Genomic DNA, 23,516 nt, shown 5'->3' with positions numbered 1-23,516 from the left:
GCAAGAAGAGTCGCCTGACGTGTTAAAATCTACGATTTGCCGGATCGCCAGCTTGTTTGCTTCATCAAGTGGTTGATTCCTCATTATCCAACCCTAGCCAAAGACCAGACGAACCGCCAATGGATCAATTCGCTAAAGAAACAATCCCGATTTCGCTTGAAGAAGAGATGCGCAAGAGTTACCTCGATTACGCGATGAGCGTCATTGTAGGCCGCGCATTGCCTGATGTACGCGACGGCTTGAAGCCGGTGCATCGTCGGGTTCTGTTTGCGATGCATGAAATGAACAACGTCTGGAATCGTCCTTACGTCAAATGTGCGCGCGTGGTCGGTGAGACCATGGGTAAATACCACCCGCACGGCGATGCCTCGATCTACGACACGCTGGTACGGATGGCGCAGCCATTTTCTTTGCGTTACATGTTGGTCGATGGTCAGGGTAACTTTGGCTCGATCGATGGCGATAACGCGGCAGCGATGCGTTACACCGAATGTCGTCTGGACAAGATCGCCGGCGAGCTGCTGGCCGATCTGGATAAAGAGACCGTCGACTTCGTGCCTAACTATGACGGCAAGGAAAAAGAGCCGTCGGTGCTACCTACCCGTATCCCGAATCTGCTGATTAACGGTTCATCCGGTATTGCGGTCGGTATGGCGACCAATATCCCGCCACACAATATTACGGAAGTGATTGATGGTGCATTGCACGTACTGCGCAATGCCGAATGTACTGTGGATGAATTGATTGAAATCATTCCGGCACCTGACTTCCCGACGGGCGGCATTATTTATGGCGTTTCCGGCGTGCGCGATGGTTACCGCACCGGTCGTGGTCGCGTGGTGATGCGGGCAAAAACCCATTTTGAAGAGTACGGCAAGGAAAGCCGTTCTTCGATCATCGTCGACGAACTGCCGTATCAAGTTAACAAGAAGTCTCTGCTGGAACGCATTGCAGAGCTGGTGCGTGACAAAAAGCTCGACGGCATTTCAGATATTCGCGACGAGTCCGATAAATCGGGTATGCGCGTTGTAATTGAGTTGAAGCGTAATGAAGTGCCTGAAGTTGTGCTGAACAATCTGTACAAACAGACTCAGTTGCAAGATACATTCGGTATGAACATGGTCGCGCTGGTCGATGGTCAGCCGAAGTTGCTGAACCTGAAGCAGATGCTTGAATGCTTCCTGTCGCATCGCCGTGAAGTGGTGACGCGCCGTACCGTATTTGAACTGCGCAAGGCACGTGAGCGTGGCCATGTACTGGAAGGCCTGGCAGTTGCTCTGGCCAACATTGATGACTTTATCGCCATCATTAAAGCTGCGCCTACTCCGCCAGTTGCTAAAGCTGATCTGATGTCGCGTGCGTGGGATTCGTCCGTCGTGCGTGAGATGCTGGCGCGCACCGGTGAGGGTATTGGCGGTGTTGATGCCTTCCGTCCGGAAAATTTACCTAAGCACTATGGTATTCAGCCTGACGGTTTGTACAAATTGTCTGACGATCAAGCGCAAGAAATTTTGCAGATGCGTCTGCAGCGCCTGACTGGTCTGGAACAAGACAAGATCGTCAACGAATACAAAGAAGTGATGGATCAGATCGCCGATCTGCTCGACATTCTGGCCAAGCCTGCGCGCGTCACCGTCATCATTACCGATGAGCTGAATGCTGCGAAAAATGAATATGGCATTGGCAACAAGGATGAGCGTCGTTCGGCAATCGAATTGAATGCGACCGATCTGGGTACCGAAGATTTGATCACGCCGCAGGATATGGTTGTGACCCTGTCGCATACCGGTTACATGAAGGCGCAGCCGATTTCCGAATACCGTGCGCAAAAACGTGGCGGTCGCGGCAAGCAGGCCATGGCGACCAAGGATGACGACTGGATCGATCAACTGTTCATCGCCAATACGCACGATTACATTCTTTGCTTCAGCAACCGTGGCCGTATGTACTGGCTGAAGGTGTGGGAAGTGCCGCAAGGTTCGCGCAGTTCGCGTGGCAAACCTATTGTCAACATGTTCCCGCTGCAGGATGGCGAAAAAATTACCGTGATCCTGCCAGTCTCCGGCGAGAATCGCACTTTCCCTGAAGATCGTTATATCTTCATGTCGACCAGCCTTGGTACCGTGAAAAAGACGTCACTCAGCGATTTCAGCAACCCGCGCAAGGCCGGTATTATTGCAGTCGATCTGGATGACGGGGATTTCCTGATTGGTGCGGCGCTGACCGATGGCAAGCATGACGTGATGCTGTTCTCCGATTCGGGCAAGGCAGTCCGCTTTGACGAAAACGATGTGCGTCCTATGGGTCGTACCGCGCGCGGTGTGCGCGGCATGAATCTGGAAGAAGGACAACAGGTCATTGCCCTGCTGGTCGCTGAGAATGAACAGCAATCAGTATTGACCGCGACTGAAAACGGTTTCGGCAAACGTACGCCAATTACCGAATACACACGTCATGGCCGCGGCACCAAAGGCATGATCGCGATCCAGACCAGCGAGCGTAATGGCAAGGTCGTTGCAGCCACGCTGGTTGAGCCGGCAGACGAGATCATGCTGATCACGACCGGTGGTGTGTTGATTCGCACCCGTGTGGCAGAAATTCGGGAAATGGGTCGCGCGACCCAGGGCGTCACTCTGATCGCTGTCGAAGATGGCACCAAGCTGAGCGGCCTGCAACGCATACTTGAATCAGATATTGAAGAAGATCAATCCGGTACGGAGGAAGAATAAGAATGAAGCGTGTGTATAACTTTTCGCCGGGTCCGGCAGCCATTGCACCAGAAGTAATCCAGCAGGCTGCGGATGAAATGACAAACTGGAGAGGGTGCGGTTTGTCAGTCATGGAGATGAGTCATCGCGGGCGTGAATTCACAGAAATTCTGAAAACAACCAAGGACGATCTGCGGTCCTTGATGTCCATTCCGGACAACTATAAGATCTTGTTGATGCAAGGTGGTGCGATTGCCGAGAATGCAATCGTGCCGATGAATTTGATTGGCCATAAATCGCAGCCGGCCACGATCGACTTCGTCAATACCGGTCACTGGTCGGTCAAGAGCATTGAAGAAGCGCACAAGTATGCGAAGGTGAATATTGCCGCTTCGTCGGAAGACTCGGGTTTTCATCATGTGCCTGCACGGGATACGTGGAAGCTGACGTCTGATGCGGCTTACGTCCATATCTGCACGAATGAAACCATAGGCGGTGTCGAGTTTGATTTCACGCCTGACGTAGGCAATGTACCTTTGGTGGCAGATATGTCATCAAATATCCTGTCGCGCGAAATGGATGTGTCCAAATACGCGGTCATTTATGCCGGCGCGCAAAAGAATATTGGTCCTGCAGGCCTGACGATCGTCATCGTGCGTGACGATATGCTGGGACATGCGTTGCCAATTTGCCCATCCGCATTCGACTGGAAGCTGGTGGACGAACATGACTCCATGTTTAATACGCCGCCGACCTATCCTATCTATATCGCCGGTCTGACCTTCCAGTGGATGAAACGCCAGGGCGGTGTTGCGGCAATGGAAAAGGTCAATATTGCGAAAGCAAAATTGATCTACGACTACCTGAATTCGACAGACTTTTATATCAATAAAGTGCCGGCAGCGAATCGCTCGCGCATGAACGTGCCTTTCTTCCTGAAAGATGAATCGCTTAACAGCAAGTTCATCGCCGAAGCCGAGCAGCATGATCTGGTGCAACTCAAAGGTCATAGTTCGGTCGGTGGTATGCGTGCATCGATTTACAATGCAATGCCGCTCGAAGGCGTGCAGGCACTGGTTGCCTTCATGAAGGACTTTGAAAAGAAATACGGCTGATTTTTTTCGAATCAGAAAATCTAACGTGTTTGCCTAATATGACGACGGACAACAAGCTCAAACCGCTGCGTGAACAGATCGACGCGATCGATGTGCAAATCCTGGATTTGTTGAATCAACGCGCGCGCGTCGCGCAGCAAGTCGGTCACGTCAAGGCAGAAACCAATGCGCCGGTGTTTCGTCCGGAGCGTGAGGCACAGGTTTTGCGCAGTGTGGCAGAACGCAATCCCGGCCCACTTCTGGATACGGATATACAAACTGTATTTCGCGAAGTGATGTCCGCTTGTCGTGCGCTGGAAAAGCGCGTGACAGTCGCGTATCTCGGTCCTGCCGGCACCTTCAGCGAGCAGGCTGTGTATCAGCAATTTGGCCGCGCGGTCGAAGGCATGCCATGCGCATCAATCGACGAAGTGTTTCGCGCAACAGAAGCCGGGACAGCAGATTTTGGCGTAGTGCCGATTGAAAATTCTTCTGAAGGTGTGATCAATCGCACGCTCGATTTGCTGTTGCAAACGACCTTGACGCTGAGCGGTGAAGTATCGATACAGGTCAATCATAGCTTGATGACGCGTTCCGGCAACATGAACGGCATCACAAGCATATGCGCGCACTCGCAAGCATTGGCGCAATGCCAGTTGTGGCTCAACCAGAATTATCCCAATATCGAGCGGCGCGCCGTTGCTTCCAATGGTGAAGCGGCAAGGCTGGCAGGTGAGGATCTGACGGTTGCTGCCATTGCCAGTGAGATCGCCGGGAAAAATTACAACCTGCAAGTCGTCAAGGCGCACATACAGGATGATCCGCACAATCGCACGCGTTTCGCGGTGATAGGGCGACTGCACACTGCACCTAGCGGCAAGGATCAGACTTCACTGGTGTTGTCGGTGCCGAACAAGGCGGGCGCGGTCTACAATTTATTGGCGCCTTTGGCGAAACATGGCGTGTCGATGACACGTTTTGAGTCGCGACCTGCACGCATGGGTACATGGGAATATTATTTCTATGTCGATGTGGAAGGTCATTTAAAAGACAGCAAAGTGGCAGATGCGTTGAAGGAGTTAAAAGATAACTCTGCATTTTTCAAAATACTCGGTTCGTATCCATTCAGCTTGTAATTTGATTTCTGCTGTTGCTTCAGTGAGCGCTTGCCGGCAAACGCCGCGACGCCATCCTGACAATAGTCACTCTTGATCTGGAATTCTTTATGTCAATTCAGTTCGGCCCTGATTACGTTCGTGCCATTGCGCCTTATCAAGGCGGCAGACCAATTGCTGAAGTCGCGCGCGAATTCGGCCTCGACGAAGCAAAAATCGTCAAACTTGCATCCAATGAAAATCCGCTTGGCATGCCGGAATCGGCCAAGATAGCAATGGCGCTTGCGATTGCCGATGCAGGCCGTTATCCGGATGGAAACGGTTTCAAGTTAAAAGCTGTCATCACAGCCAAATATGGCGTACCTGCGGAATGGATCACGCTTGGCAACGGTAGCAACGATATCCTGGAATTGTCGGCGCATGCATTTGTACAGCCGGGACAATCGGTGATCTATGCGCAGTATTCGTTCGCGGTTTATCCGTTGGCGACGCAGGCAGTTGGTGGTCGCTCGCTGGTTGTCGCGGCAAAAGATTTTGGTCATGACCTCGATGCGATGGTGGATGCGATTGAAGTCGATACGCGTTTGATCTTTGTTGCGAATCCGAATAATCCAACCGGGACATTTATTCCGGGGCATCAGATCGAAACATTCCTGAAACGCGTGCCACCGAACGTGGTCGTTGTACTGGATGAGGCGTATACGGAATTTCTTGCGCCTGAATTGCAATATGATTCCATCGCATGGGTCGCTCAGTATCCGAATCTGCTGGTGTCCCGTTCTATGTCCAAGGTGTATGGTCTGGCGGGTTTGCGCATTGGGTATGGCATCGCGCAACCCGGCATTACCGACTTGCTCAACCGGATACGTCAGCCATTCAATGTCAATTCGCTGGCGCAAGCTGCCGCGATTGCAGCGTTGAATGACAAAGCCTTTGTCGAAAAAAGCGCACAACTGAATGCCGCAGGCTATCGTCAGCTGAAACAAGCTTTTAATGAACTGGGGCTCACATATGTGCCGTCCAGCTGCAACTTCGTATTGGTCAAGGTCGGTGATGACGATAGTGCAGGTGCACGTATCAATCTGGCCTTGCTGAAGCAAGGTGTAATCGTGCGTCCGGTCGGCAACTACGGTTTGCCGCAATGGTTGCGCATTTCAATCGGGCTGCCAGAAGAAAACGCGATCTGTATTGCCGCCCTGAAGAATGCCTTGGCTTGAGTTTGCAATCTGCAAGCCGCCATTGAATTTCTGACAGAACCGATCAATTGCTTTCCACACTTTCCATATATTCGCGTGCTTAAAAAAATTGTCATCTTCGGTGTGGGTTTGATCGGTGGATCTTTTGCACTTGCATTGCGCAAAGCCGGTGCGGTTGAACAGATTGTCGGTGTTGGTCGAACCGCAGCATCGCTGTTGCGCGCCAAGGAACTTGGCATCATTGACGTCATCAGCACGTCACTTGAAGAATCGCTGAAGAATGCCGATCTGGTGTTGCTGGCTTTGCCGGTAGCGCAAACTGAAGCCACGCTCGCTGCCATCAAGCCTTATCTGCAAAAAAACACGATCGTTACCGATGCAGGCAGTATCAAAGGTGAAGTGGTACTTGCTGCGCGTCTCGCTCTCGGTGACAAAGTGGGGCAGTTTGTGCCCGGCCATCCGATCGCAGGATTGGAGTCTACCGGCCCCGATGCGGCGATCGCTGATTTATATGTTGGGAAGAAGGTTGTCCTGACGCCTTTGTCTGAAAACTCGGCAGAGCAGGTCGCGACAGTGCAGCAAGCATGGCAGCAATGCGGTGCCGTCATCCATCAACTGACGCCAGAAAATCATGATGCGGTTTTTGCCGCAGTGAGCCACTTGCCGCATTTGCTGGCCTATGCCTTGGTCGATGATATTGCGAACAGGGAACATGCCGATTTGCTGTTCCAGTATGCTGCCAGCGGCTTTCGTGATTTCACACGGATCGCCGGTTCTTCGCCGGAAATGTGGCGCGATATCAGCCTCACCAATCAGGATGCAATCCTGACGGAGCTGGACGCATACATCGCGCAGCTGACACGCTTGCGCAGCCAGTTGGCGGATGGTAATGGTGAGGCAATTCACGCAATGTTTTCCAATGCACAGCGTGCGCGCCATAACTGGCAGCGCAGTATCGAAACGGCTGAAGTACAGCCTAAACAAGACGGCAATGAATGAAACGTTACCCGCATTATCTTGATTTGCAACCAGCCATGCATGCCAAAGGCCTAGTCCGTTTGCCTGGTTCAAAAAGCATTTCCAATCGCACTTTGTTGCTGGCAGCGCTGTGCGATGGCACGACGCACATCAAGGACTTGCTGGCGTCCGACGACACGCATGTGATGTTGATGGCGCTACAAAAACTCGGCGTCAAATGGGAACAGATCGGCGAGTCGCAAGATTATGTTGTGCATGGCGTGAACGGGTCGTTCCCTGTGCACCAGGCTGATCTGTTCATGGGCAATGCCGGCACGGCGATTCGTCCATTGACGGCAGCGTTGGCCGTTACCGGTGGCGATTACACCTTGCATGGCGTGTCGCGTATGCATGAGCGTCCGATTGCCGATCTGGTCGAAGCATTGAATGCGGTTGGTACACATATCGAATACACGGGTGTGGCTGGTTATCCGCCTTTGCATATTCAGCGCGGCCGGCTGCATGCGCAACGCATGCAGGTGCGGGGCAATGTATCCAGTCAGTTTTTGACGGCCTTGCTCATGGCTGCGCCTTTGATGGCGCGCGAAGAAGATGTGCGCATCGATGTGATCGGCGAACTGATTTCCAAGCCGTATATTGAAATTACGCTGAATCTGATTCGACGCTTTGGCATTACCGTGCAACGTGATGGTTGGCAGTCGTTCACTATTCCGGCCGGGCAGCGCTATATCAGCCCGGGCACTATCCATGTCGAAGGTGATGCCTCGTCGGCTTCATACTTTCTTGCCGCGGGTGCGATTGCCGGCGGTCCTGTGCGGGTAGAAGGTGTCGGCAAGGACAGTATTCAGGGCGACGTACGTTTCGTCGAGGCGCTCGAACAAATGGGCGCGACTATCCGTATGGGCGAGAACTGGATAGAAGCCGAATCGAATGGCGTGTTGCGTGCGATTGATGCCGACTTCAACCACATTCCTGATGCGGCTATGACGATCGCCGTTGCTGCCTTGTACGCCGATGGCACAAGTACTTTGCGCAATATCGGTAGTTGGCGTGTGAAGGAGACTGATCGCATCAGTGCGATGGCGATTGAACTCCGCAAGCTGGGTGCGATTGTGGAAGAGGGCGCCGATTATTTGCGTGTGACGCCACCGTCAGAGATACAGGCGGCAGCAATTGATACCTACGATGACCATCGCATGGCAATGTGCTTTTCATTGGCGACGCTGGATGGCGCGGCGCGGCGCGGCAATAAAGTGCGCATCAACGATCCGCAATGCGTGGCGAAGACTTTCCCGGATTATTTTGAGGCTTTTGCCAAAGTTACCGAAGACACCTTGTTTTAAAGATTACAAACTTTGCGCTGAATGGATTGCAGGCGCATGCGACAAAGCGACCATCCATCATGGCCGCACTTACCTGATTTCTTAAAATGACCTCATCTCTACCTATTCCTGTCATCACGATAGACGGCCCGACGGCATCCGGCAAAGGCACGGTTGCACAATTGGTTGCGACCAAGCTGGGTTTTCATTACCTCGATTCTGGTGCCTTGTATCGGCTGACCGCCTTGTCCGCCTTGTACCAAGGTATTGCATTGGACGATGAACAGGCCTTGGCGAAATCGGTAGAAACCCTGAAATGCGGCTTCAAGAACGGCGACATTTTCCTCGATCGTGAAAACGTGAGTATGTCGATACGGGCAGAAGAAGTTGGCAATGCGGCATCAAAAATTGCCACTTTACCAGCAGTTCGCAAGGCGTTGGTCGATCTGCAAGTACGTTTTCGTGAAACGCCAGGCTTGATCGCCGATGGGCGCGACATGGGTACTGTGATTTTCCCCGATGCCGAGCTGAAAGTCTTCCTGACGGCGACTGCGGAAGCGCGTGCGGAAAGACGATATAAGCAATTGATTGACAAGGGATTTTCTGCTAATATGCAAGACCTTCTAAAAGATTTGAACGAGCGCGATGCGCGCGATGTAAATCGCACAATTGCGCCATTGAAGCCTGCGGAAGGTGCGTACTTGCTGGATACCTCGGATTTGACCGTGAATCAGGCGGTAGAAAAGGTGCTTGGCTGGTATGCAGATTTAAAGAAGTAAATGTTGTTGTGAAGTACCCCGGTGTCTGTCCTGATGCAAAGTCAGGCAGACGTTGAAAAACCTAACCCATTATTCGTTTCGTTTTCGCTGTGTCCTTCAGTTTGCAGTGAAACGAAAAAATACGAATTTTGGTCAACCTGCTTAAATATCTCATATGACTACTGTTGTCACATCAACTCAAGATACACCTGTTGGCATGGAAAGTTTTGCCGCTCTTTTTGAAGAATCGTTGTCACGCCAGGACATGCGTTCCGGTGAAGTGATTTCGGCTGAAGTCGTTCGCCTCGACCACAACTTTGTGATCGTTAACGCGGGCCTGAAGTCGGAAGCATTTATTCCAATCGAAGAATTCAAAAACGACAATGGCGAACTCGAAGTCAACGTTGGCGATTTTATTTCCGTCGCAATCGAATCCCTCGAAAACGGTTTTGGCGACACGATCCTGTCGCGCGACAAGGCTAAACGCCTGGCGTCGTGGCTCTCGCTTGAAAAAGCGATGGAGTCTGGCGAAATCGTTATCGGCACCGTTAACGGTAAAGTCAAAGGCGGTCTGACTGTGTTGACCAATGGCATCCGCGCATTCTTGCCGGGTTCGCTGGTTGATACACGTCCTGTCAAGGACACGACCCCATTCGAAGGCAAAACCCTCGAATTCAAAGTTATCAAGCTTGACCGCAAACGTAACAACGTTGTGCTGTCGCGCCGCGCTGTCATCGAAGCATCGATGGGCGAAGAGCGTCAAAAATTGATGGAAACACTCAAAGAAGGCACGGTTGTTACCGGCATCGTCAAAAATATCACCGACTACGGCGCGTTCGTGGATCTGGGCGGTATCGACGGCCTGTTGCACATCACCGATCTGGCATGGCGTCGTGTGCGTCACCCATCGGAAGTGCTGACTGTCGGCCAAGAAATCACAGCTAAAGTTCTCAAGTACGATCAAGAGAAAAACCGTGTATCGCTGGGCGTCAAACAATTGGGCGATGATCCATGGACCGGTCTGTCACGTCGTTACCCACAAGGCACACGCCTGTTCGGTAAAGTCACTAATCTGACAGACTACGGCTCGTTCGTTGAAGTTGAGCAAGGTATCGAAGGCCTGGTTCACGTTTCCGAAATGGACTGGACTAACAAAAACGTGGCGCCAAACAAAGTTGTCCAATTGGGCGACGAAGTTGAAGTCATGGTTCTGGAAATCGACGAAGAACGTCGTCGTATCAGCCTCGGCATGAAACAGTGCAAAGCCAATCCATGGGATGACTTCGCAGTCACCCACAAGAAAGGTGACAAAGTCCGCGGCGCGATCAAATCGATCACCGACTTCGGCGTGTTCATCGGCTTGGCTGGCAACATCGACGGTCTGGTTCACTTGTCCGATCTGTCATGGACGGAAACAGGCGAAGAAGCGGTTCGTCGCTTCAAAAAAGGTGATGAGCTGGAAGCAATCGTGTTGGCAATCGACGTGGAACGTGAACGCGTTTCGCTCGGCGTTAAACAACTCGAAGGCGACCCATTCAACAACTTCGCTGCGATGAACGACAAAGGCGCGTTGGTTACTGGTACCGTTAAATCGGTTGAGCCTAAAGGCGCAGTGATCCAATTGTCCGAAGAAGTTGAAGGCTACTTGCGCGCTTCCGAAATCTCCCGCGATCGCGTGGAAGATGCTGGTACGCACCTGAAAGTCGGCGACACAGTCGAAGCTATGGTCATCAACGTTGATCGCAAAGCACGCGGTATTCAACTGTCGATCAAAGCAAAAGACAATGTTGAAACGCAAGAAGCAATGCAAAAAATGTCGTCGGATTCGAACGCTGCATCCGGTACGACCAGCCTCGGCGCATTGCTCAAAGCCAAGCTCGACAACAGCAAGAACTAAGTTCAGCGTAAATGACTAAGTCGGAGCTGATTGCCCGTCTGGCTGAGCGTTATCCGCAACTGGTAGCCAAAGATGCGGATTACGCGGTCAAAACCATACTCGATGCGATGTCCGACGCCTTGGCGACCGGACAGCGGATCGAGATCCGTGGTTTTGGCAGCTTTGCACTCAATAGCCGTCCACCGCGCATCGGTCGCAATCCGAAGTCGGGCGACAAGGTGATGGTCCCGGAGAAACGGGTGCCGCACTTCAAGCCCGGCAAACAGTTGCGTGAGCGGGTAGACGCTATGGTTGGGCAACCGATCATTGAAGACTGAGTTGTTTGCATTGAAATTTGAACGGCATCTTCGGATGCCGTTTTTTCGTTGTACCCCCTTGAGGGGTATCACGTACAATTTCGCTAGTTAATAAGCTATACCAAAAAGTTATACCCATTTGCATGGCGTTATCGCCATCCGTTTCGCCTAAATAAAGGAATCAGCATCATGAAGATACTGTTCAGAATCCTTGCCGTCCTCTTTTTTATCGTGTTTTTCGGCTTTGCCTTGAAAAATACAGATGAAGTGACATTGCGGTTTTTTCTGGGTTACGTCATACAAGGACCGCTGGTTTTACTGTTGCTGGGCTTTTTCGTGGGTGGCGCCGTGCTTGGCGTGCTGGCCATGTTGCCTATGGTATTTCGCTCGCGTAGGGATGTAGCAAAAAACAAGAAGGCGCTTGCGACTATACAAAATGAGGCACAGGCGCAATTGCTGGCAAAATCGCAACCGCCGCAGCCAGACGCAATTTCTCAGTTATAAATTGCATTTTTGCCTTCACTATTTGAATAGCAACTTGATAAAAATATCCAGGCTGCAAATTCATTCATTTGATCAACTAATAATACATACGACATCGCATGGAATTTGAAACTTGGTGGTTGCTCGCAGTTCCTGCTTTTTTTACTCTGGGCTGGATCGCCGCACGTGTCGATATCAAACAACTGGTTTCCGAATCACGCAGTTTGCCGCGCGGCTATTTCAAGGGTTTGAATTTTTTGCTCAATGAGCAGCCTGACAAGGCAATCGATGCATTCATAGAAATCGTTAAGCTGGATCCGGAAACTGTCGAGCTGCATTTTGCTTTAGGTAATCTGTTTCGGCGTCGCGGCGAGACTGAACGCGCGATTCGCGTGCATCAAAATTTGCTGGCACGTCCCGATTTGCCGCAAGAGCATAAGGTGCACGCGCAATATGAACTGGGCCAGGATTACCTGAACGCCGGTTTGCTGGATCGTGCAGAAGAAACCTTTAACCTTTTGGTCGATACCCAATATAGCGCACAGGCGCGTCGCGCCTTGCTGGAAATATATCAGCGCGAGAAGGAATGGGCGCGTGCGATCGAAGCGGCGCAAGCGTTACAGGAGTCCGGTGCAGGCGGGCGTCAAAAGGAAGTCGCGCAATTTTATTGCGAATTGGCGCAAGACGAGTTGGTGCACACGCATCCTGATGCCGCCATTGCTTTGTTGGAAAAAGCCTTGGCTGCCGATCGCAAGAGTGTGCGTGCCACGATCTTGATGGGCGATGCCTTCTTAGACAAAGACGATACCGAGTCTGCGTTGCTTGCATGGCGCCGTGTCGAGCACCAGAGCGTGCCGCATGTGGCATTGGTAGCGCAGCGTTTGATGGATGGTTATCGCGCTGTGGGCCGCCCGCAAGAGGGTGTAAATCTGTTGAAATTTTATTTGACTGAAGCATCCTCCATCGATTTGCTTGAGGTTGTATTTCAAGCTGTGCTGGAATTGGAAGGCGTGGATGAAGCGACACAGATGGTCAGCGACGAATTGCGCCGCACGCCGACACTGTTAGGTTTGGATAAATTGCTTGAAGCGCGCCTATTGGATGCCCCGCCAGAAATGCGTTCCGAACTATCGATGGTCAAGAATCTGGTGCACGGCTATACGCAAAAACTCGCGCGTTATCAGTGCAGTAATTGCGGCTTCAAGGCGCGTCAGTACTACTGGCAATGCCCCGGTTGCAGCAAATGGGAAAGTTATCCGCCGCGCCGCACCGAAGAATTAAATGTCATGAATTGAGTGTGCATGATTCTTAAAGTTTCAAGCACTTGATTGTCTCCAGTCATGATTTTCATCGCTCTAACGATGAAAACTCACCTGTTTATGGGAATGTCATCCCACATCATTGCTGTTAAAGTTCATGCGAGTTTATTGCATTATTCGCAATAAACTCGGGCGTAATCGCCCGCTGTTCCTGAGTTTTTTCATCAATACACTGGAGACATTCTATGTTGAATAAATTATTGTTGGCCTTGGGTGCACTAATCGCTTCCATCGGCTTTGCGTTTGCAAGCGTTGAAGTGAATCAAGCTGATCAGGCGGCGCTTGATGGCGTCAAGGGTATTGGGCCGACAACCTCAAAAGCGATACTCGACGCGCGGAAAAAGGGTGGAAATTTCAAAGACTGGAATGACCTGCAGACCCGTGTAAAAGGCGTTGGTGAAAAGAGCTCGGATAAGTTTTCACAAGCAGGCTTGACAGTAAATGGTGCGGCCAAACCAAGCGTAATGAAACCTGCAGTAACAAAAGCAGATAAGGCAAAGGTTGCAGTCAACGATAAAGCAACTGAAGTCAAAAAAGCGGTCAAACCCTGATGTCTAGGCACTGATATCGGATCAAAGACAAGCGAATGATGAGCGAAGCCCTGGCGAAAATAGTCGTCGGGGTTTTTTTCTGCACGCAAGGTTTTTTATCAGGTTTGCACAGGCTCCAGCGCTGTCGATTAGAATGACGTTCTTCAGTACACAATTTCAATCCCCTATGCCATATTTGACTATCGAAGACACCATCGGCAATACACCCTTGGTGCAAATCAAGCGCCTGGATGGTGAAGACACTGCGCGACGCAACAACATCGTTCTCGGCAAGCTGGAGGGCAATAATCCTGCAGGCTCCGTAAAAGATAGGCCGGCATTGTCGATGATCAAGCACGCAGAAGCGCGCGGCACGATTAAACCTGGCGACACGCTGATCGAAGCAACCAGCGGTAACACGGGGATTGCGCTGGCGATGGTGGCTGCGATGCGTGGCTACAAGATGATCCTGTTGATGCCCGAGAATTTAAGCGAAGAGCGTCGCCAGGCGATGGCTGCGTATGGCGCGAAGATAGTCTTGACGCCTAAAGCTGGCGGGATGGAGTACGCACGTGATCTGGCCGAGCAGATGCAGAAAAATGGCGAAGGATTGATTCTCGACCAGTTTGCCAATCCCGATAATCCGCGTGCCCACTATGAAGGGACAGGTCCGGAAATCTGGCGCGACACTGGCGGCAAGATCACGCATTTCATCAGTGCAATGGGTACTACGGGAACCATCATCGGCGTTTCCCAATACCTGAAAGAGAAAAATCCGGATATTCAAATTATCGGCGTACAACCCGAAGAAGGGTCGCAGATTCCCGGAATCAGAAAATGGCCTGAAGCCTACTTACCCAAGATATATGACGCGAGCAAGGTTGACCATTTGGAATACGTCAGTCAATCCGTTGCAGAGCAAACTGCACGACGGATGGCAATCGAAGAGGGAATTTTTTGCGGGATTTCAGCGGCTGGCGCATGCGAAGTCGCACTGCGAATTTCTCAAACAACAGAAAACGCAACGATAGTATTCATCGTCTGTGACCGAGGCGACCGCTATCTTTCAACCGGTGTATTCCCGGCGTGAGTATGTAAATAACTCAGCCGGGAATAATCGGCTGTTTTATTCTGCCTGATCTACAGCTACGCCATCTTTAGGCTTGAACTGCTTGTCGCTGATACGGAATTTATCGCGGCGATCACCCATCAGAATGCGCAGATCGCGAATGCTCAAGTCACTGACTTCGTGCATACGAATCAGCAACGAAGCACCGACCGGCAAACGGCGATGGCGAATTTTGCTGATCACCGGCGGTGCAACTTCCAGTGCACGTGAAAGAGCTGCGTCGTTTTTCAGATGCAGTTTTTCGATCAGCGAATCCAACAAGTGATTAGGATCATAAGCAACTTGATCAGCAAGTCGGTTACTAGTCATTTGGCTATCCGGAGTAGTCATAATATCTTCGATTCAAAAGTCAAAGGTGGAATGGGGGAAATGCAAAAATCTGCAATTTCATCATCTACTTCTTGGAGTGTTGCCACAATACTAAAGTTGCAAACGGTGATGATTTTTCTGAATCTTTCATATGAAAAAATTAACCACAGGCAATCAATATAGCAAGAAATTCCAAAAAAGCAATTGAAAAACAATGTTCTTTTAATACCTTATTGGGCCACACAGCGCGCTTAGAGTTCCTCAAAACAAGCTTTCTTTTTGAAAAATTAACAAAAAGAAACCAAATTGGTGGGCGAGCCTCAATAAGGAGGCGTCTACTTTTTATATAAGGATGAAATACGATTGTGAAAGAGTTAATTGAAATATTTATTGATAAAAATCAACGTGTGGTCAATTAATTATCTGGTTTTTGGTTTCAAATCCAGTTCTTGCCACCCTCGGTGACCCAGCTTGCGCAAGGTTTCCATATTTTTTTCAAAGATCATTTCAGCCTCCGGAAAGGCCTCCACCGCGCGCGCTATGCTGGTTTCGCGCAATAAATGCAAGATGGGATACGGCGAACGGTTGGTGTAGTTTTCAATATCGTCGGCTAGGGTTCCCGCAAACTGATAATCGGGATGAAAGCTTGCAATCTGAATGTCGCCATCCAGCTCTAGCTCTTCGACCAGATTATCGGCCACAGTCAAAAAGTCGTTGTAATCGAAGAAGTCGCCCAAGGTATCTGGAAGAATGAGCAAAGTGGTATCAGTCTTGGCAGGATCGGCGGCTTGCAAAGCCAGTAGCTCAGCTTCCAGCTCTGCTGCTAACAACGCAACATCGTTGGCCGCACTGACCACATAGCGTATCTGTTGTTTGACATAGACCGCTTTGGCGAACGGACAAAGGTTAAGTCCGATGACCGCTTTTTCTATCCAGGCCTGAGTCTCGGCAATCACCGAGTTGTCGTGATGGTCTATAGAGTTCGGGGAAGTTTGCATTAGTGTGTTCTCGTTAAGCACCCATTTTAAACGTTTGAATTCACGAATGATTTCTGAACGCATGAACGAGGGCGGCATCGTTTGCCTACTGTTATCAATAAAGCGAAAAAATCATCGCTGGGCTGACGATAGATCGGCTATTCTTGCGAGCGCGATATGCAACTGCATGAGGCTGCGTGCACAGCGCGCTGATTGAATTTCTTTTTTCCCTCTACGCCTTTTATACAAGTACATCCATGGCTCTCAAATCCACCATCTTCAAAGCCGATCTGCAAATTGCCGATATGGACAGGCAGTATTACGACGGACATATGCTGACCATCGCACGTCATCCATCCGAAACCGATGAGCGCATGATGGTCAGGATCATGGCGTTCGTTTTGCATGCGAGTGAGGCGCTGGTGTTTGGCAAGGGACTGAGTGCAGACGACGAGCCTGATTTGTGGCTGAAGGATTTAACCGGAGCGATCGACCTGTGGATCGAAGTTGGTCAGCCCGATGAAAAACGTATTCTCAAAGCCTGCGGTCGCTCAAATCAAGTCATCATTTACAGCTATAGCAGCATGAGCAATATCTGGTGGAATCAGATTGCCAGCAAGGTGGATAGAGCGAAAAATTTGAGTGTGTTCAATTTGCCGGCTGCGACCAGCCAAGCCCTCGCCAAACTCGCGCAAAGGAATATGCAATTGCAATGCACAATTCAGGACGCGCAAGTCTGGATCAATGGAGAGGGTGAATCACTGCTGATCGATTTGCAGACATTGAAAATTCCTGCGGATACGACACGATAATTGTCGCGTCGTATTGCATTGATTCGCATTGATTCGTTGTCGTCTTACCGCATTCAGTAATTACGCGCAGCCCGCACTGCACGACTTAAATCAATCACAGACATCGCGTAAAAGAAGCTGCGATTGTATTGAGTGATTGCAAAAAAGTTGGGCGCGCCCAGCCAGTATTCGCTGGCATCTGCGCCATTCTGTAAATCAACCAGACCAAACAACATATTCTCCGGCGGCTCTATCACTGGCGTCACGCCTGCTGCCTTCATCTCTGCCACACTGAATTTTGCCTCTAGTCCCTGGCCGATAAAACGCTGCCAGTTTTCTGTCATGTCTACTTTGGCCGGGAATACGGTAGGTTCACCTTTACGCCAGCCATGTTGAACCAGGAAGCTGGCGACGCTACCGATTGCATCAACCGGTGAATTGCGTAAATCGATATGGCCGTTGCCGTCGAAATCGACCGCGAATTTTCGTATGCTGCCTGGCATGAATTGCGGCCAGCCGATCGCGCCGGCGTAGGAGCCCAGCAACGAGAAGGGATCGATGCGCTCATCGCGTGCGAACAATAAAGTGTTTTCCAGTTCGCCGCGGAAATAGTTCATGCGTGCAGTGCGATTGGGAGTGTCGGGATAGGCGAAGGCCAGCGTTGTGACGGCATCCATCACACGGAAGTTGCCGGTGTTGCGACCGTATACCGTTTCTACGCCGATGATGGCGACGATGATTTCTGCTGGTACGCCATATTGTGCTTCCGCACGAGCCAGCGCATCGGCATAGGTATTCCAGAATGCGACACCCGCGTCAATGCGCACCGGTTCGACGAAGCGGCTGCGATAGGCGGCCCAGTTCTTCGGCTTGCCGGGGGGCGCGGGTTTCATCAACTGGATCGCGCTGTCGACATAGTGTGTCTTGTTCAAGGTCGCTTGCAGCTCCTTCTTGTCGAAGCCGTTTTTCTCAACCATTTGATCGATAAAGGCGGCGACGTCGCTCCATTGATTGAAGTTGGCGAATTCATCGCCTTGTACCGGTTTGACGACTTTCTTGGCCTTGACCTGAGTAGTCGGTTTTTTGTCGTGCTCATGGGCAAAGGCACAGCCGGTCAGTGCCAACACAGACGAGAGTGTCACTAGCGATGCATGCTTGGAAAATAATTTCATCGAGATTTCTTCAGTAGGGATGTGAGTTTGGACAGCACGCCGGGCAATGCGGATTTTTCAAGCGGACGGTAACGTGCTGCCTCATAAATAATCAGGAAATTCTTGACTGCGTGTTTCTGCTCCTGCGTGAGACTGGAAGCGGAAGCCAGCAATCGTATGGAATAGGAGCGTGGCCCTTCATGTGCCTGCCGCGGATAGCCGTGCTGCGCCATTTGCTTGCCGAGCCTTGCATAGACAGCATCGAGTGGATCTAGTTGCTTGCGATTGGCAAGTAAAGGAAGAGCGATCAGCAGCGTTAACATGCCACCGATTGCAAACATCAATGCGGTCATGGTGCGCCAGTCGATGTTACCGAAGCCCAGCGACTGTAGCAAACCCTTTTGCCTATCCGGCGTGTAATTCAATACCCATTGATTCCAGCCATTGTTGACAGCATCCCAACCAAAGCGGATTTTTCTCAGCCAGGAATCCGCACCGACATTCATATTGATCAAGCCGCCGAAGGCCGGTGAGGTCGCCGCGCTACGATTGCGTTCTATGCGTTCGGGCGCGACGGCAGCCGTGGGATCCACGCGTACCCAGCCGCGTGCGGTGATCCAGACTTCCGCCCATGCATGGGCATCGGATTGCCGTACTGTCATGAAACCATCGACCGGATTTATTTGGCCGCCTTGATAGCCGGTGACCACACGGGCCGGAATATCCATGGCCCGCATCATCACGACGAAAGCGCTTGCGTAATGCTCGCAAAAACCGGCGCGTGTAGAAAAAAGAAATTCGTCCACACCGTTGCGACCCAGTAGCGGCGGCTGCAGTGTATAGCTGAATTTTTCTTGCCGGAAAAATGTCAATACAGCGTTTACGGCATTCCAATCGTCAGCGTATTGCTGGCGCAGTGCAGCCGCGAAGGTGAGCGTGTTGGGATTGTAACTGGCGGGCAGCTCCAGCCACTCCTGCAAGGAAGTGCGCGTTTCGTCAGGCTGCAGATCGTAGTCCAGATAGGATGTTACATCGTAGCGGATGCGGGCCGTGATCGGGCGTTCCGACAGCAACTGAAAATCAGGAGAAATGCCGGTGCGGTTATTCAGTAATTGTGGCGCAACTTCAGGCAGTTCGAGAGCAAACAGCCACGGCCGTGAATTCGGTTCCTGCGTGATTTGATAGCGTACCGGCGTGCCGCGTGGTGTCCACATGATTTGCTGGCTTGCCTGATTACGCAATGGTCGTTTGGTCCACGTGCGTCCATCGTATTGGCTGAGCACAATGCCGCGCCAATACAGTTTGGAATTGTCCGGCGGAGGATCGATGAACTTGACGCGAAAGGCGACGTCCTCCGACAAGGCCAGTTTGGAAATATTCCCCGGTGTCATATTGTCGGACAGACCGCTGCGCCCGGCGTTGGCATCGGCCGGCATGCCCCACAGCGGACCCTGGATGCGCGGGAACAATACAAACAGCGCGACCGTTAGCGGAACTGCCAAAGCAAAAATGCTTGCGCCCAATCGCAGGCGCTTGCGTAAAGGCGGCACTGCATCGGTATATTGAAAAGACAGTTGTGCAGTCAGCATGGCGATCACTGCAGCGATCATCAATAGCGCGGTGGCGATGGTTTGCGAATAAAAGAAAGTTGTCAGCAGTAGAAAAAAGCTCAAGAACACCACGACAAAAAGATCGCGACCGGCGTGCATCTCCAGCAATTTGAACGCGAGCAGCAGTACCAGCATCGCCACGCCCGCCTCTTGTCCGAAAAACGTTTTGAACGTGAGATACACGCCGCCCATCGTCAACACGGCAAGGGGCAATAGCAGCCAGCGTGGCGGCATGCGATTGCCGCGGAACGTGATCCAGCCGCGCCACGCCATCAATCCGATGCAGAGGGTGCTTATCCAGAGCGGCAGGTGGAGGGCGTGCGGGGCCAACACCAATCCGCAGGCAAACAAGAGAAGCAAGGTGTCGGCCTTGGCACGCGACATCGGACGTGTCGTGCGCGCTGCCATAGGCAATACCTTATGCAGGAAACTCACGCTGTACGCTCCGATGCTGCCGACGTGCTTGCTTCCTCATTTCGTTCATATAGCGCGAGCGCACGCAGGCAGGCAGCCTGATGCGCGGGCCCGACAGCTGGCGTGAAACGGGTGCTGCCCAGATGGAATGCATAAGGCAGGCCACGCATTTCTGCTGCGAGCACCCAATGCGTCATGCGTGCCAGCTTCAATTCGATATGCATTGCAGGCGGCAATCGGTCGAAATCCAGGGCCAGTTCGCTGCGGGCGCCACCTTCAAACTGTTTGGTCACCAGCGCACCGCCATCGATGCGTGCGATCTGTCGCCATGCCAGCTGGCGTATCGAATCACCTGCCTGATAGGCGCGTATGCCGGCAAAATCGTCATGACCGGCGTGACCATGGCCATCGGCCTTTTCGCCATCGCGTACGGGAAGCGGTGGACCATTTTCTTCCGGTTGCGGATAGACCAGTACGCGCATCGCAGGTTGCCAGTAACTCCATGCTCGCAACAAGCCGAGCGGGAAACGGGTTTGCAAACGGATGCGAGGTGCATTCAGCCAGCCGCGTTCCTGAGTGGGCGCAGCGAGCGTCACGCTGCGACTACAGTCGGCTGCAATATCGGTTACGTGATCGATTGCAGGCAAATCAATATGGATGAAATTAAGCCAGATCGCATAGCGATCATGCTTGCGACGATTGCTCAGATGCAGTTCGAATTGCGCATCTTCACCGGCGAAGACCGCTGGCGTGCTCCCTGGTCGCAAATACAGATGTGCCAGATTGCGGAAGGTCAGATGCATGTCGACGACGGCACAAGCACCCAGCAAAAACGTCAATGCAAAGCCCAGGCTAAGACTGTAGTTGACCGAGCAGAGAAACAGCACGATCAGCATCACGCCGAATGTGAGGCCGGCGCGGGTGGGCACGATGAAGACGCGGCGCTGGTTCAGAAAGACTTCACCTGCTTCCGCATCGCGCAGCCTGAACAGCCAACGGCCGGTCCAGTAATGAAACATGGTTCGCAAGGAAGGGCGCATGACGCTAGCGGTTTTGATATGAACGGCTGATTAAACGCTGACTGATTTCATTAGTTGCAACACCATGTCGCGACTGCTCAAGGCATTGCCGGCGATCGATTTCAATGCGCGCAGCCTGTGTGCTGCAACCGGCACCAGTACCGCCTGCACGTCTTCCGGAATCACGTGGTTACGTCCCTCCATCGCCGCCCATGCGCGGGCAGCTTGCAGAAGTGCGATGGTGGCACGCGGACTCAAGCCTTCGGCGAACATCCCGTTCTGACGGGATGCTTGTGCCAGTGCCTGGATGTAATCGATCAGGGTTGACGATACGTGAATGTTTTTCAGTTCAGCCTGTGCCGCGATCAAATCGGCAGGCTGCATGGCCATGCGCATCGACTTCAGCAAAGTGCGTCTGTCTTCACCCATCAGCAGGGCGCGTTCGGAAGCGGCATCCGGATAACCGAGCGACAGGCACATCAGAAATCTATCCATCTGCGATTCAGGCAAGGGGAACGTACCGATCTGATGCGTAGGATTTTGCGTCGCGATCACAAAGAATGGTTGCGGCAGGCTGCGCGTCACGCCGTCGGATGTGACCTGGCGTTCTTCCATCGCCTCCAGCAGTGCAGATTGCGCTTTCGGCGTGGCACGATTGATTTCATCGGCCAGCAAGACTTGCGTAAAGATGGGACCAGGATGAAATACGAAGCCGTTCTTCTCGCGATCAAAGATGGAGATGCCGACCACGTCCGCCGGCAGCAAATCGCTGGTGAATTGCTGGCGATTGAATTGCAGGCCTAGCGAAATCGCCAGTGCGTGCGCCAATGTGGTTTTACCCACGCCCGGTACGTCTTCGATCAATAGATGGCCGCCGGCCAAGAGGCAAACCAGCGCCTGGCGTATTTGCAAATCCTTGCCAACAACGATTTCACTGACTTGTTTCGCGACTGCATGCACTTTTGCGAACATTCGATTTTCCGTAGCAGAGTGAGGGGACATGCGCGCCATTCGCTGCATCAGGATGCGCGCGCAGTGTGTCGGATCCAGGATTTTGCTATCGCCACAGATCGCCACAGAGATTCTATGCGAGATTGGCTCTTCGGTGACGGAGCCTTGGGATAAACGCGCGTTAGTCCGGCTTTAATCCTGCTTTTGCTTACGGACCACGAACCAGCCAGCGACCACGGTGAAGGTAGCAACAATGCCAGCCACGATCCAGAATCCGTATGCATGTTCAGCCAGCGGCACGCCGCCTACATTCATGCCGAGCAGGCCGGCAATGATGTTGATAGGCAGCGCAAGCACCGTGACGATGGTCAGCACGTACAGGCTGCGGCTGTTTTCTTCATTGACCTGGGCGGCAATCTCCTCCTGCAGCAACTTGATGCGCTCCTGTAGCGAACTCATGTCGCTGAGGACAACGGAGAATTCTTCGGTGGATTGGCGCAACTCTTGTGTATCGATTTCGGCGACCCAGGTGGGCGGCTTTTGCAGCAAGCGGAAAAGGGCTGCCGGCTCCGGGGCCAGCAATCTTTGCAATCTCACCAGTATCCGTCGCAGTGCACCCAGATCGCTGCGCTGCTTGTTCAAGCGCCCCGCCAGCAAATTGTCTTCGACCTTGTCGACGCGGGCGACCGCATCGCGCACGATACGCACCAGCACGTCGGCTTGATCGCGCAGTAGATGCACCAGCAGCTCGACCGAAGAACGCACGGTGTCGCCACGCTCGACCGCCTGGCGCAGACGTTCTATCGATTTCAGGGGCGTGCGCCGCGCGCTGATGACCACGCCTTGCGCCACGCTCAGCCATAGCGTGGCGATGTCGGCCGAATCCAGTGAAAAATTATGCAGCACGTCGTTGACGACTGCGATCAGGGTATTGTCGGCAAGCTCGATGCGCGTCGAGCGCGAGCCATCGTGCAAGGCTTCATTGAATTCTTCGGCCACGCCTGCGTGTTCGCCTATCCATTTTTCGCTGGCCGTATTGCTCAGGTTGAAGTGCAACCAGATGAATTCGCTGCTCGCATGTCCTGCTTGTTCGCGCAACCACATCAATGCTTCGGATGAGCTGATCAACCTGGCCGGTGCATCAGGCTTGAACAGAAAGCCCCAGATCAATCCGGACTGATCCGAACCGTAGTTAAGGCTGGCCTGAGTGATCATTGCGCGAGTCGCGAGCGTGCGCGCGCTGGCCGATCAAGGGAGTCTGGTTTGCAGCAAGAGAAAGTGAGGCGAGAGCGATGCACGATAGACAAGTTTGTTCGAGGTGCGGCTTTGGGTGCGATGAAAGAGCCGCACCAAAAATTGGTCGGGGCCATTTCCGCGCCAGGCCCCGATGGCGCTGGAAGCAAATGCTGCGCCCAGGATATGACGTAGGTATGACAAAGTGAGGGAATTGAGGGCAAAATCGGGTCAGG

At 52.3% G+C, this 23,516-nt stretch carries 21 protein-coding genes; 14 read left to right on the top strand and 7 right to left on the bottom strand.

What is annotated here, in order from left to right; all coding sequences use genetic code 11:
* Window positions 1-119: 119 nt before the first annotated feature.
* From gyrA to cysM, 13 genes are all read left to right on the top strand, one after another.
* Window positions 120-2,729, top strand: coding sequence for a DNA gyrase subunit A (gyrA, locus tag ACFQO0_RS02940; protein ID WP_382232549.1), 2,610 nt, complete (start codon window positions 120-122; stop codon window positions 2,727-2,729).
* 2 nt (window positions 2,730-2,731) lie between these two features.
* Window positions 2,732-3,823, top strand: a complete 1,092-nt coding sequence (gene serC / locus ACFQO0_RS02935; RefSeq protein WP_382232548.1) for a 3-phosphoserine/phosphohydroxythreonine transaminase — start codon at window positions 2,732-2,734, stop codon at window positions 3,821-3,823.
* Between the two features lie 38 nt (window positions 3,824-3,861).
* On the top strand, window positions 3,862-4,938 hold the full coding sequence (gene pheA / locus ACFQO0_RS02930) for a prephenate dehydratase (protein WP_382232547.1): 1,077 nt from the start codon (window positions 3,862-3,864) through the stop codon (window positions 4,936-4,938).
* A gap of 89 nt (window positions 4,939-5,027) precedes the next feature.
* A complete protein-coding gene (gene hisC / locus ACFQO0_RS02925) occupies window positions 5,028-6,134 on the top strand; it encodes a histidinol-phosphate transaminase (RefSeq protein ID WP_382232546.1) in 1,107 nt (368 codons plus the stop codon).
* 75 nt (window positions 6,135-6,209) lie between these two features.
* On the top strand, window positions 6,210-7,112 hold the full coding sequence (locus tag ACFQO0_RS02920; protein WP_382232545.1) for a prephenate dehydrogenase: 903 nt from the start codon (window positions 6,210-6,212) through the stop codon (window positions 7,110-7,112).
* Entirely contained in the window at window positions 7,109-8,434 is a 1,326-nt protein-coding gene (gene aroA / locus ACFQO0_RS02915) for a 3-phosphoshikimate 1-carboxyvinyltransferase (RefSeq protein WP_382232544.1), read from the top strand. Before ACFQO0_RS02920 ends, aroA begins: the two co-directional genes overlap by 4 nt.
* 86 nt (window positions 8,435-8,520) lie before the next feature.
* Window positions 8,521-9,192: a (d)CMP kinase gene (gene cmk, locus ACFQO0_RS02910; RefSeq protein WP_382232543.1), complete on the top strand. Its 672-nt coding sequence runs from the start codon at window positions 8,521-8,523 to the stop codon at window positions 9,190-9,192.
* Between the two features lie 154 nt (window positions 9,193-9,346).
* On the top strand, window positions 9,347-11,068 hold the full coding sequence (gene rpsA, locus ACFQO0_RS02905) for a 30S ribosomal protein S1 (RefSeq protein WP_382232542.1): 1,722 nt from the start codon (window positions 9,347-9,349) through the stop codon (window positions 11,066-11,068).
* A gap of 11 nt (window positions 11,069-11,079) precedes the next feature.
* Window positions 11,080-11,385 (top strand): integration host factor subunit beta, encoded by a 306-nt coding sequence (locus ACFQO0_RS02900; protein WP_011871954.1) that lies wholly within the window; start codon window positions 11,080-11,082, stop codon window positions 11,383-11,385.
* 168 nt (window positions 11,386-11,553) lie between these two features.
* A complete protein-coding gene (locus ACFQO0_RS02895) occupies window positions 11,554-11,868 on the top strand; it encodes a LapA family protein (RefSeq protein WP_382232541.1) in 315 nt (104 codons plus the stop codon).
* 98 nt (window positions 11,869-11,966) lie between these two features.
* A complete protein-coding gene (gene lapB / locus ACFQO0_RS02890; protein ID WP_382232540.1) occupies window positions 11,967-13,142 on the top strand; it encodes a lipopolysaccharide assembly protein LapB in 1,176 nt (391 codons plus the stop codon).
* Window positions 13,143-13,351: 209 nt separating this feature from the next.
* Window positions 13,352-13,717, top strand: coding sequence for a ComEA family DNA-binding protein (locus tag ACFQO0_RS02885; protein ID WP_382232539.1), 366 nt, complete (start codon window positions 13,352-13,354; stop codon window positions 13,715-13,717).
* Window positions 13,718-13,883: 166 nt separating this feature from the next.
* Complete coding sequence (gene cysM / locus ACFQO0_RS02880; protein WP_382232538.1) at window positions 13,884-14,786, top strand: cysteine synthase CysM; 903 nt, start codon at window positions 13,884-13,886, stop codon at window positions 14,784-14,786.
* A gap of 36 nt (window positions 14,787-14,822) precedes the next feature.
* Here cysM and ACFQO0_RS02875 read toward each other — a convergent pair whose 3' ends face one another.
* The gene (locus tag ACFQO0_RS02875; protein WP_382232537.1) at window positions 14,823-15,134 is read right to left on the bottom strand and encodes a hypothetical protein; all 312 of its coding nucleotides are present in this window, start codon (window positions 15,132-15,134) and stop codon (window positions 14,823-14,825) included.
* A 419-nt stretch (window positions 15,135-15,553) separates the two neighbouring features.
* Entirely contained in the window at window positions 15,554-16,132 is a 579-nt protein-coding gene (locus tag ACFQO0_RS02870; RefSeq protein ID WP_382232536.1) for a DUF1415 domain-containing protein, read from the bottom strand.
* A gap of 236 nt (window positions 16,133-16,368) precedes the next feature.
* Between ACFQO0_RS02870 and ACFQO0_RS02865 the strand changes: the two genes are divergently transcribed.
* The gene (locus ACFQO0_RS02865) at window positions 16,369-16,923 is read left to right on the top strand and encodes a YaeQ family protein (RefSeq protein ID WP_382232535.1); all 555 of its coding nucleotides are present in this window, start codon (window positions 16,369-16,371) and stop codon (window positions 16,921-16,923) included.
* Between the two features lie 53 nt (window positions 16,924-16,976).
* On the opposite strand, the gene mltB is transcribed toward ACFQO0_RS02865, so the two are convergent.
* The 5 genes from mltB to ACFQO0_RS02840 all read right to left on the bottom strand — a co-directional run bounded on the left by mltB (window position 16,977) and on the right by ACFQO0_RS02840 (window position 23,262).
* Window positions 16,977-18,074 carry a lytic murein transglycosylase B gene (gene mltB / locus ACFQO0_RS02860; RefSeq protein ID WP_382232534.1) on the bottom strand — a complete coding sequence of 366 codons (1,098 nt, stop codon included), beginning with the start codon at window positions 18,072-18,074 and terminating at the stop codon, window positions 16,977-16,979.
* Window positions 18,071-20,098 carry a transglutaminase TgpA family protein gene (locus ACFQO0_RS02855; protein ID WP_382232533.1) on the bottom strand — a complete coding sequence of 676 codons (2,028 nt, stop codon included), beginning with the start codon at window positions 20,096-20,098 and terminating at the stop codon, window positions 18,071-18,073. The genes mltB and ACFQO0_RS02855 overlap by 4 nt, the downstream gene beginning before the upstream one ends.
* Window positions 20,095-21,096 carry a DUF58 domain-containing protein gene (locus ACFQO0_RS02850; protein ID WP_382232532.1) on the bottom strand — a complete coding sequence of 334 codons (1,002 nt, stop codon included), beginning with the start codon at window positions 21,094-21,096 and terminating at the stop codon, window positions 20,095-20,097. The genes ACFQO0_RS02855 and ACFQO0_RS02850 overlap by 4 nt, the downstream gene beginning before the upstream one ends.
* Window positions 21,097-21,147: 51 nt before the next feature.
* Window positions 21,148-22,068, bottom strand: a complete 921-nt coding sequence (locus ACFQO0_RS02845) for an AAA family ATPase (protein ID WP_382232531.1) — start codon at window positions 22,066-22,068, stop codon at window positions 21,148-21,150.
* 171 nt (window positions 22,069-22,239) lie between these two features.
* Complete coding sequence (locus tag ACFQO0_RS02840; RefSeq protein WP_382232530.1) at window positions 22,240-23,262, bottom strand: transporter; 1,023 nt, start codon at window positions 23,260-23,262, stop codon at window positions 22,240-22,242.
* Between the last annotated feature and the right edge of the window lie 254 nt (window positions 23,263-23,516).

The organism is Herminiimonas aquatilis (assembly GCF_042665175.1).
GTDB classification, from domain to species: domain Bacteria; phylum Pseudomonadota; class Gammaproteobacteria; order Burkholderiales; family Burkholderiaceae_D; genus Oxalicibacterium; species Oxalicibacterium aquatilis.
The sequence above is the reverse complement of the archived record's forward strand: the minus strand, read 5'-3'. Positions and strand labels throughout refer to the sequence as shown.